We start from the raw sequence: 8,899 nt of genomic DNA on the forward strand, positions 1-8,899 counted from the left end.
GGGGGCTTGTATGTTGAAGTGGACTTTAGCGTCTATTGCTATGAGTTCAGTGGCTTATGCTGGAGATCCAGGCACGGTGAATTCCGGAGCTGGAGCATCCGCAGGGTTTCAGGGTGTTGTCTTATCTGGACAAGTGACCCGATCCAATCTTGACGGTGTCAACATTGTCGTTACCAACAGTTGTTTTGGTACCAATCTTCGACATGTCACCAATCCGATTTCTCCTCTTGGTAAGGTTAAAATGAAATTGGTCATCAGAGACCACGGCGCCGAGAAAACATTCATCGTTTCTTATCCCGGTTCCTTGGTCGTCGAGGGCGGTCTGACGGATGCGAGAGCTATTCCCGCAGGGGAAATTTCGAATCCAATCGGCTTGACTGCGACGGGAGCGATTACGGGCAATGTGGTTCGTGTGAATGTCCCTGTGGCTTCGCAGGTCACTGTTGATGAAAATGGAAATATCAATCAAGGCAGTATTGAAGCGGAACTGGTGTCTGTTTCGTTCGCACAGGTTTTCGATTGGACGCCTACAAATGCGGACTATCAGAGTGGATATTATAAATTAGACACCCACCATGGTGGCGGTAATGTGGCGGACTATCGTGGTTACACGGGACCGCTTTCAGCCAGCGTTTATACTTCAGGATCTAAAGATAAGAAAACCTATAACGTCGCGGCCTATTTCCCAGGGGAGTTTGGTTTCTGCGGTGGTTACTTCTCTCCATTGATGGTGTTCTTTGATGAAGCTCGTCCGCAGTTCTCTGCTAACGTTAGTTTCCCGCTCAATCCTACAGGCAAAACAATGTGGCCTGAGGCTGGTTCAAAAGGGGCCTTCGTCGCCTTCGACCGTGATGGTGACGGGAAGATCTCGAAAGCCAATGAGTTGTTTGGCTCTGAGGAAGGGAAATTTAAAAACGGGTTTGAAGCTCTTCGTGAGTTTGATTCCAACAAAGACGGTGTGATCGATAGCAAGGATAAAGATTTCGCGAAGCTCATGCTGTGGTTTGATAAGAATGCCGATGGAATCAGTCAAAAAGAGGAGCTTGTTCCTTTGAAAACGCGCATCAAGTCGATTTCTTTAAAATATGACAGCTCTTCGACGAACGGAATTGGCGCCCGCGCTGAGGTTCGCGAAAGAAGTGAATTCGTGTTTGTTGAAAAGGGCAAAGATAAAAAAGGCCAGGAAAAAAGAGGTCAGATCCTTGACGTCTGGTTTGCTCCCAACGCGAAATAGCAGAGCCGTTAAGCTCTCGCTCCAAAAGCTTTAATTCTTTTATTTCTGGGGCCCATGTGTTTGAATCAGCACATGGGCATTCTTTTAAAAAATATCTCGACATTGTTGACTCTGGAAGGCGCTCGTCGCAAAGAGGGTCGCCGTATCACTGAATCTGATCTTGGGTTGGCGCAAAAGCAGTCTCTCTTGATTGAGAAAGATAAAATCGCCTGGATAGGTCCCCAGGGGAAGCTTCCTAAAGAATGGGCCCGAAAAAAAGGTCTAAAGGAAATAGATATGAAGGGCAGAACAGTTCTGCCTGGATTTGTGGAGTGCCATACGCACTTGATTTTCGCAGGGGACCGCGCGGCTGAATTCGAAATGCGCAATCAAGGTGTGAGCTACCAGGAGATTGCCGCCAAAGGGGGCGGCATTCTTTCGACAATGAAGAACACCCGTGCTTCTTCTTTACAGCAGCTTGTGAATCAAGGTCAAAAAAGAGTGAATCACTTTATCAGTCAGGGTGTGACGACGCTCGAAGTGAAGTCCGGGTATGCGTTAAACCTCAAGGATGAACTTAAGGTTTTGCAAGCGGTGCAGAAGCTTGACGGTGTTCGCACGGTCAGCACATTTTTAGGCGCCCATGCTTTGCCGCCGGAATTCAAAACTTACGAGAGCTATTTGGAATTTTTGGCAGACAAAGTTTTGCCGGAAGTGAAAAAGAAAAAACTCGCTCGTCGCGTAGATATCTTTATTGAAAAAGGTTTCTTCCCTGCGGAGGCCTCAGAAAAGTATCTGCGTCGTGCTCAAGAGATGGGCTTTGAAGTTCTAATCCACGCAGATCAAATGTCCCTAAGTGGCGGTAGCGATGTGGCGGTGAAACTGGGGGCCCTTTCGGGGGATCATTTGCTGCAGATCACAGAGAGGGAAGTTAAGTCTCTGGCAAAGTCCGAAGTGACCTGTGTGATGTTGCCAACAGCTGATTTGTATACGCGCACAAAATATCCTCCAGCCAAAGAGTTGATCGAAGCGGGAGCGCGAGTGGCGTTGGCGACGGATTTCAATCCGGGGACTTCACCGACTCAAGATTTGAACTTGGTAGGGTTGCTGGCTCGCTTGGAGATGAAGATGAGTCTTCCGCAGGTGATTGCAGGCTACACAGTGGGGGCCGCTTATGCCTTGAACTTGCAGAGTGAGATCGGTTCACTCGAAATTGGCAAGAGTGCTGATTTAATATGCACAACTCAGGACTGGCAGTGCTTGTTCTACAGTGTCGGGGAGAGTGCAGAGAAGACAGTTTTCTCTCGAGGGAAGAAGATTTTTGATAATCTAAAATGATTGAGTGCGTTAGGAAATTTAAGAATCTTAAAATTTCCTTTGAATTAATGCCCTCTTTCTTTCTAGTCTTGGGTTGTGGTGAGGGGGAAGCTACAAAATGAGATCAACGTATTCCACTTTAATGCAGTCGAAATATTTCAATCCTGCTTTTAACAGTGCCATCTTTGATGGTCCCGTTCGAATCTACTTTGCACAGTTTCACGAAGCTTTGGCTTTGAAGATCTATTTCATGGTTCAGCAAAAGTTGACTCAAGAATTGGTCGTGGCGAAAGAGCGTGCAAAAGCTTCCGGCGCCAATATCATGGTGATGATCTACCCAACCGCTGAAACCTTCGAGCTTTCATTCGATGCCGAGGGCGCTGCTGGCTCTATCAAAGGTCCTTTTGAAATTGAAAAATGGAATGAAGATGTCGTTATTGGTCTGCGCGGACCTATTGAAGATGAAAACCTAGATCTTTTGGTAGAAGCTCTTCGTCTCACTATGGAATCTTGGCGTCCAGCTGAGCTTCTTCGCGCTGTCGCTCCTGCGGAATTATGATATCCTTTTAAATATGAATAATAGAGGTCAAATCGTGGTGGAGTACATACTCCTCCTCGTACTAGCGGTTGGTCTAGCCGCACTTCTTACAAAGAATCTCGTCAGCCGCGACCCGGAAGATGCAGGCATTCTTGTGACCAAATGGGATGCCGTCCTAAAAACCGTCGGCGCCGACGTCCCCGATAAACGCAAATAAATCAGGTACAGACTTACTTTTGGTGACGAAGGCGCAGCACGAAGTGATGCGACTGCGCCAAAAGTAAGTTTGTACCCGTCGCAAAAACCAAAAATCTAAAGAAATGCATTTCCGCGCTTAGAAATCTCTTCTTCGATAGCAATCTGCATTTTTTCCTGAATATCCTGAGCAATCTCGTGCACCAAATCAGCATCATTCACAGAAGACGCCTTATAGGGAAGTTGAATTGGCTCCAAGAAGCGAATTCTCCACTTTGCAGGCAGAGGCAAAATATTGAGTGGCAGCGGAATGACCGAGCCTTTTAAGAACTTCGTAAATTTTAATTTCTTCAAGTTGATATGAGTTTCTTCCGCGCCCAAAACAATCGCAGGAACGATCGGGCATTGAGCTTCCAAAGCCATACGAATGAATCCGCGTTTGAATTCTTGCAGCTGATAGCGCTCAGTCGTGGGCTTGAAGTTTCCTTGTTCCCCCTCGGGAAATAAGACAATGGCATTTCCTTTTTTAAGAGCGTTGAGTCCATTTTCGTAAGTGGCCTCAGTGAAGCCCATCTTTTGCGCGGGGATCGCCGTCGTCTCAGTCAGAAACCAAAAGTGATGAGTCAAAACCCGGGGAACTCGTTTGGCTTCCTCTTGGATAACATGCCCCAAAAGAAAGGCATCAAAGCCGGAATAGCCGGAGTGATTCGGGGCAATGATGACAGCGCCACGGCGAGGGATGTTTTCAGCTCCTTCGACTTCCAGGCGGAAGTATTTGCGTAAAATCTCCAACAAAAAACGCGGCAGCACTCGATAGATCAGGGTGTCTCTGTCGAGAGATTTCAGGCCAAAAATTTTTTCGTTGGGTTTCGGCAAAAAGTTCTTCATGATTAACTGTACTCATTCTGTCAGGAGTAGTTATGTCGTCTTCTTCTTTTATCATGGCCATCGACCAAGGAACAACCAGCTCACGAACTTGCATAGTCAATCAAGCCGGAGGTCTCGTTGCTGAGGCGCGTGAATCTTTCAAGCAGATATTTCCGAAGCCAGGTTGGGTGGAGCATGACCCTGAGGACATTTGGCATTCGACGCAAAGATCCATGCGACTGGCGCTGGAAAAAGCAAAGATCAGCGGATCACAAATCGCGGCCATTGGCATAACCAATCAACGTGAAACTGTCATGGTCTGGGATCGTAAAACTGGAAAGTCAGTCTACAACGCCATCGTTTGGCAATGTCGTCGCACGCAAGAGATCTGTGAAAAGTTAAAGAAAGCAAAAAAAGAAAAGATGATCACTGCCAAAACAGGTTTGGTATTGGATCCGTATTTTTCTGCGTCAAAAATCCAATGGATTTTAAAAAACGCACCGAAAGCCATGCAGAAAGCTCGCGCCGGTCAATTGGTTGCGGGCAATGTTGACACGTATCTGTTGTGGAGATTGACAGCTGGAACTTCTCACAAAACAGACGTGAGCAATGCCTCTCGCACTATGTTGATGAACATTCACACCGGTTGGTGGGATGAAGAGTTGATGAAACTGTTCAATGTTCCGCAGGGAATACTTCCTGAGATCTGTCCAAGCAATGCTGATTTCGGTCGCACGCAAGGTCTTGGTTTTATGCCGGATGGAATTCCAATAACGGGAATGATCGGGGATCAGCAGTCAGCCTTGTTTGGTCAGATCTGCTTCGAGGCGGGCGAATCCAAATGCACATTCGGCACGGGCAGCTTTGTTTTGCTAAATACGGGAAAGAAAATTGTTAAATCCAAAAACAAACTTCTTTCAACCGTTGCGTGGAAATTGAAAAATGAAGAGATGACTTACGCCCTGGAGGGGGGAGCTTTCGTTTGTGGTGCGGCGGTTCAGTGGCTGCGCGATGGCTTGGGACTTTTCCAACAATCTGCAGATGTTGAAAAACTGGCAAAGACAGTTGAAGACACTCAAGGCGTGGAATTTGTTCCGGCGCTGACAGGCTTGGGTGCTCCTCACTGGCAGCCAGAGGCTCGTGGTTTGATTTGCGGGCTGACTCGTGGAACGACGAAGGCCCATATTGCGCGAGCGACCTTGGAGGCGATGGCCTTGCAAAATGTCGACGTGCTGGTCACGATGCAAAAAGATTTGGGTAAGAAAATTAAAACTCTGAAAGTCGATGGCGGAGCTGCTGCCAATGATCTTCTTATGCAGATGCAAGCGGACTATTTGGGCTTGAATGTTATCCGTCCGCAAAATCTGGAAACCACGGCGATGGGTGCGGCTTTTATGGCTGGTCTTGGCGCTGGCTTCTGGAAAGATGTGAAGCAACTCAAGCGCATTTGGAAAACCAATAAAGAGTTCAAAGTGAAAATGCAGTTGAAAGCGCGCAAAGAACGCATGCAGCGTTGGGAAAAGGCTTTGGAGAGAGTCTAATGGCGGAACAGGGACAAGTGATTTTTAAAAAAGTAGGTGTCTCGGATAAGAAGATGCTTTTTCGAGAGATCGCTTCGGATCGCATTCAAGTCGCGTTAAAAGGTGAGAATGATGAGATCTTTCATCTGATTGCCATTCAGACTGAGAAAGATGAAGATCTTCTGTGCCATCATACGGCGGATTCGAAAAAATTTGAAAGACCACAGAAGGTCATGGTGAACTTTCCGTTTAGGAGTGAACGCTATTTCTTTCAGTCGGAACTGAGCTTTCATTCTGGCTGGGCTGTTTTGAAAATCGACAGCGATCTTTTTCAACTTCAACGTCGCGCCAATGCTCGTATTGATCTTCCTTCACGTTACGATGCGGTTTTCACTTTGCATTTGCATGGCGGGAAAAATTATTTTCTCGAAGGTCGCATTGTCGATGTCAGTGCCGGTGGGATTAAGGTTGAACTGCCTTTCATCGCTCCAGAACTAGTCTTGGGAGAGAAGATCAAAGGGACCATGCGTTTGGGAATTCGCCGCCCCATGGAGTTCGAACTGGAAGTGCGCTTTGCGCAGAAGAAAGACCTTCAGGGAAAACCATCACAAGTGGCCGGTTTGCAGTTTCTCGATGTTGACCACACCATGGAAAATCGGCTGCTCAGTTTAATGATGGATCTGCAGCGAGAGATATTTGTGAAGTATGCTGGTAAAAGATGATGGCAGAACGATCTCCAACGGCAATTTTTCATCAAAAAACCAGATAGAGTATTTGATCTAATTACGTCAATAACCATCCAAAATTAAAAAGAATACACGAATTTGCAAATTTAAGATTGTTTCGGAAGAGTTGGAAACACGAATTCATCCGAACGTCTGACTTTGTGAATTTTAGTCTAGAGTTGAGCAACCCTCCTGTTCTATACGAATGCTGATTGCGGCGAAGTGTTTTGTGTGCGGAGCAAGGGGGAGCATCCTTTTTGTGAGCTCTCCTAACTTAATTGAAACTTGTTCTGATTGCGCTTTATGTTCGCTGACAGATTAGTTTGTTGGATCTTCGATGGCTTTAATGGACGACGAAGAATTTGTGGGTGCTTGAGCATGCAGAGTGATAAGAAGATCGATTATCGAAGTTTCATCCTACGCGAGTATGAGAAGCGAAAGAAAAAGAATCCGCGCTATTCGATGCGTGCGTTTGCCCGTGATATCGGAATGAATTCCTCGCGAATGAGTGAGATGTTGAGTGGTAAGGGCGGGATTTCAGAATCGCGCGCGGTGAACATCGCAGAAAAGCTTAATCTTCCAGCGGGGATAAAAGACTATTTTGTCGATCTGGTAATTGTTGAACATTCTCGGTCCGAGCAAGTTCGTGAGAACGCGGAAAAAAGACTTCGCAATCGCGGTGATCACTATTTTGAAATCAACCACGACGCTTTTAAAATGATATCCGAGTGGTATCATGTCGCTCTTCTAGAATGCTTTCACTTGTCAGGATTCCAGCCCAATCCTCAAAGCATTTCAGACAAGCTTGGAATTACCATTGAACAGTCTGAAGAAGCTTTTCAGCGTTTAACAAGCTTGGGTCTGCTCAACCTGACTCCAGAAGGTGTTTGGGAAATATCACATGATTCTCATAAAACCCTGCAAGATGTGCCCAATGAGGCGATCCGGGAGTTTCACCGCCAAGTTATTGGTAAAGCAGTGGGGTCCATTAAAGAGAACAATGTCGACAGCCGCGATTTTTCAGCGGTGATGCTTGCGACCAGTAAAGAAGGCCTGTCGTATGCTAAAACGCGCATCAGAGATTTCCGCAGAGAGCTGACACAAGAGTTGGAGTCCATGGCTGATAAAAACTCGGTCTATTGTATGTCCATTCAATTTTTTGAGGTTTCCGGTGAGTAATATGTTTCTCCTTCTTGCGCTTACTTGGGGATGGTCTGTCTCTGCATTTGCCGGGACGGAAGTGCTGAATGGAGGAGGGGGCGTCTGCTCTTCCGGTGTTTGTACAACATTTGCTTCCTTTGAGGTGGGTCTTAAAGGGCAATCATTGACCTCTGAAAACCTGAAAGCATTGGAGCTGTTGAAGCGTGAACTCATAGATCTTCCAGTGAGTGAAGAGTTTAAGATTCGATTGACCAAAAATCTCATGCCATCGGCACAAAGAGTTTACTACTCGAGCAATGAAGATCTGCTTTCTGAAGCTGAAAGAAAGAGTATTTTACAAACATATGCAAGCATCACTGGTATCAGATCAGAGTCCTTGAAGTTGTTTGCTTTAACCAGCATTCACAGAAATGCCACCTATCTGCTGCCGGACTTTTTTAAGTTGGGAGTGATCGAACAAGAAGTTTTGCTTTTGCATGAGCAACTGTGGATTGTGGATCCCGCATTAAACTATCGTGATGTTGTTATCTTAGAAATGGCCTTTCAGAGCTATTTGCAAAGCCACGATGAAAATAGAGAAGCGCGAAGAAATTTATTTGTTAAAAAGCTGGCGCACTTAACTGGTCACGATGAAGAGGTTCTTTACGCGGACTTAAATAGGCTTCAGGACGCTTCAAAAAAGGTTCTTCTTGAAGAGATCACGGGCCGGGAATTTATTGAATGTCTTTATGAAAACCAGTGGCGCTTTTCCCGTTATGCCAACTTCACCTGCAACAGTAAACTCCGTATGCATTTGTTAAAAATGTCTGAGGCTGATCAATACTATTCAGCAGCGGAAGAGTTGCTGGGTCTTTGTGAGATCAATCGCGACTGCGTGAAGTTGGACTCTCCGGGGGCTGACGGGAATCATCCCCTTTTGCTGTGGATTGATGTCGACAGTTTTGATGAGTTTGAACATTCCTACACGATCTCTGATGAAATGAACGCTCCAGTCGGGGCATTGAAAATTCAATTTCCAAACTAAGTTCTTCTAAAACAGTTCAATTAAAACAGACTTATAACTAGCGTGAACTTCGCATGATCAGTGCGAGGTTTGTGCATGCCTATCACATCGACCAGTCATGGAGAGTGGGGGAGCGGTAAGACAGCCGCTCTGTTGAATCGCACAATCCTCATTGCCAATATAGTATTACTCACATTGAGATTCATTGATTGGGGAGCATAGGGGAGCAGTGACTTCTTACGAGGCTGTAATGAGTGGCGAAAATTATGAGCGATCTTCCGATAGATAAGACATGGAAGTGTTTAGGAATTTTCGCGGAATCATTTTGTTAGCATTGGCGACTGAGCTTCTTTGCTCGTG

The 8,899-nt window shown here is 46.1% G+C and carries 9 protein-coding genes; 8 read left to right on the plus strand and 1 reads right to left on the minus strand.

Annotation, left to right across the window (positions count from 1 at the left end; all coding sequences use genetic code 11):
• Nucleotides 1–10: 10 nt before the first annotated feature.
• The 4 genes from NWE73_RS05900 (at nt 11) to NWE73_RS05915 (ending at nt 3,285) form a co-directional block, all read left to right on the plus strand.
• Nucleotides 11–1,234 (plus strand): EF-hand domain-containing protein, encoded by a 1,224-nt coding sequence (locus tag NWE73_RS05900; RefSeq protein ID WP_277577366.1) that lies wholly within the window; start codon nt 11–13, stop codon nt 1,232–1,234.
• Nucleotides 1,235–1,306: 72 nt separating this feature from the next.
• Nucleotides 1,307–2,551: an imidazolonepropionase gene (hutI, locus tag NWE73_RS05905; RefSeq protein ID WP_277577367.1), complete on the plus strand. Its 1,245-nt coding sequence runs from the start codon at nt 1,307–1,309 to the stop codon at nt 2,549–2,551.
• Between the two features lie 97 nt (nt 2,552–2,648).
• Nucleotides 2,649–3,089 carry a hypothetical protein gene (locus tag NWE73_RS05910; RefSeq protein WP_277577368.1) on the plus strand — a complete coding sequence of 147 codons (441 nt, stop codon included), beginning with the start codon at nt 2,649–2,651 and terminating at the stop codon, nt 3,087–3,089.
• A gap of 13 nt (nt 3,090–3,102) precedes the next feature.
• A complete protein-coding gene (locus NWE73_RS05915; protein WP_277577369.1) occupies nt 3,103–3,285 on the plus strand; it encodes a hypothetical protein in 183 nt (60 codons plus the stop codon).
• A 95-nt stretch (nt 3,286–3,380) separates the two neighbouring features.
• Here the strand turns inward: NWE73_RS05915 and NWE73_RS05920 are convergent, their stop codons facing one another.
• Nucleotides 3,381–4,151, minus strand: a complete 771-nt coding sequence (locus NWE73_RS05920; RefSeq protein WP_277577370.1) for a lysophospholipid acyltransferase family protein — start codon at nt 4,149–4,151, stop codon at nt 3,381–3,383.
• 32 nt (nt 4,152–4,183) lie between these two features.
• Between NWE73_RS05920 and glpK the strand changes: the two genes are divergently transcribed.
• The 4 genes from glpK (at nt 4,184) to NWE73_RS05940 (ending at nt 8,560) form a co-directional block, all read left to right on the plus strand.
• Nucleotides 4,184–5,671, plus strand: coding sequence for a glycerol kinase GlpK (gene glpK / locus NWE73_RS05925; protein WP_277577371.1), 1,488 nt, complete (start codon nt 4,184–4,186; stop codon nt 5,669–5,671).
• Nucleotides 5,671–6,372 carry a flagellar brake protein gene (locus NWE73_RS05930; RefSeq protein WP_277577372.1) on the plus strand — a complete coding sequence of 234 codons (702 nt, stop codon included), beginning with the start codon at nt 5,671–5,673 and terminating at the stop codon, nt 6,370–6,372. Before glpK ends, NWE73_RS05930 begins: the two co-directional genes overlap by 1 nt.
• A 381-nt stretch (nt 6,373–6,753) precedes the next feature.
• On the plus strand, nt 6,754–7,554 hold the full coding sequence (locus tag NWE73_RS05935) for a TIGR02147 family protein (RefSeq protein WP_277577373.1): 801 nt from the start codon (nt 6,754–6,756) through the stop codon (nt 7,552–7,554).
• Between the two features lies 1 nt (nt 7,555).
• Nucleotides 7,556–8,560 carry a hypothetical protein gene (locus NWE73_RS05940; RefSeq protein WP_277577374.1) on the plus strand — a complete coding sequence of 335 codons (1,005 nt, stop codon included), beginning with the start codon at nt 7,556–7,558 and terminating at the stop codon, nt 8,558–8,560.
• Nucleotides 8,561–8,899: the final 339 nt, after the last annotated feature.

The sequence above is a fragment of the Bdellovibrio svalbardensis genome (assembly GCF_029531655.1).
GTDB lineage: Bacteria > Bdellovibrionota > Bdellovibrionia > Bdellovibrionales > Bdellovibrionaceae > Bdellovibrio > Bdellovibrio svalbardensis.

Bases quoted from the DNA above. Each gene is read 5' to 3' on its own strand.
- NWE73_RS05900 (WP_277577366.1), top strand. From the start codon at position 11: ATGTTGAAGTGGACTTTAGCGTCTATTGCTATGAGTTCAGTGGCTTAT.
- hutI (WP_277577367.1), top strand. From the start codon at position 1,307: ATGGGCATTCTTTTAAAAAATATCTCGACATTGTTGACTCTGGAAGGC.
- NWE73_RS05910 (WP_277577368.1), top strand. From the start codon at position 2,649: ATGAGATCAACGTATTCCACTTTAATGCAGTCGAAATATTTCAATCCT.
- NWE73_RS05915 (WP_277577369.1), top strand. From the start codon at position 3,103: ATGAATAATAGAGGTCAAATCGTGGTGGAGTACATACTCCTCCTCGTA.
- NWE73_RS05920 (WP_277577370.1), bottom strand. From the start codon at position 4,151: ATGAAGAACTTTTTGCCGAAACCCAACGAAAAAATTTTTGGCCTGAAA.
- glpK (WP_277577371.1), top strand. From the start codon at position 4,184: ATGTCGTCTTCTTCTTTTATCATGGCCATCGACCAAGGAACAACCAGC.
- NWE73_RS05930 (WP_277577372.1), top strand. From the start codon at position 5,671: ATGGCGGAACAGGGACAAGTGATTTTTAAAAAAGTAGGTGTCTCGGAT.
- NWE73_RS05935 (WP_277577373.1), top strand. From the start codon at position 6,754: ATGCAGAGTGATAAGAAGATCGATTATCGAAGTTTCATCCTACGCGAG.
- NWE73_RS05940 (WP_277577374.1), top strand. From the start codon at position 7,556: ATGTTTCTCCTTCTTGCGCTTACTTGGGGATGGTCTGTCTCTGCATTT.